The sequence below is a fragment of the Rhodococcus sp. R1101 genome, from assembly GCF_000278445.1.
Lineage (GTDB): Bacteria > Actinomycetota > Actinomycetes > Mycobacteriales > Mycobacteriaceae > Rhodococcus > Rhodococcus gordoniae.
Genome location: NZ_AJVB01000882.1, coordinates 1 through 692 on the forward strand (window position 1 = coordinate 1; position 692 = coordinate 692).

Genomic DNA, 692 nt, shown 5'->3' on the forward strand with positions numbered 1-692 from the left:
CTTCCGGCGCATCCCGACATCACCATGGATTGCATCTCGTTCGAGCGCTGCATGCCCGCCTGGGAGCGATCCGACTACGCAGCGGTGCGCGCAGTGCTCGCGACCAGCGTCGACCGTCTGGTGCGGGCCGGTTGCGACTTCTTCGTGTGTCCGGACAACACCGCCCACCTAGCACTCGAAACACCTGGCGAGCCGTTCGCGATTCCAGGCCTGCACCTGATCGACATCGTGGCCGAGGCGGCGCACCGCGCCGGGCACCGAAGTGTCGGCATCCTGGGAACGCGGTTCACGATGCAAGGCCCGTTGTATCCGCGGGAACTGGCGGCCCGGGGGATCGAGGGCGTCGTCCCGACGAACGACGAGCAGGCCCTGGTGAACGCGGCGATCTTCGACGAACTGGTCCACGGAATGTTCCGGGACGAGACCCGGGCGTCCTTCGTCGACATCATCGACCGGCTCGGGAACTCCGGGTGCGATGCGGTCGCGCTGGTGTGCACCGAGATCCCACTCCTGCTCTCTCCGGACGACTCGCCCCTACCGGTGCTGGATTCGACTCGGTTGTCCGGACGAGCGGCCCTCGAGACGGCACTCGGAACTCGCGACCTGCCGACCTGGCGCGGCGGACAGTTCCCGCGATAGTGGGCGGGCGGCTCCAGGGGGTCGTAGCATCGAGCACATGGTCCTCTTCTACG

Annotated in this window: 1 protein-coding gene; it reads left to right on the top strand. The window is 67.3% G+C overall.

The genetic code is table 11. The features are described from left to right. The coding region (locus R1101_RS28890) for an aspartate/glutamate racemase family protein (protein WP_016935829.1) at positions 1-639 on the top strand (639 nt) is incomplete at its 5' end. Between the last annotated feature and the right edge of the window lie 53 nt (positions 640-692).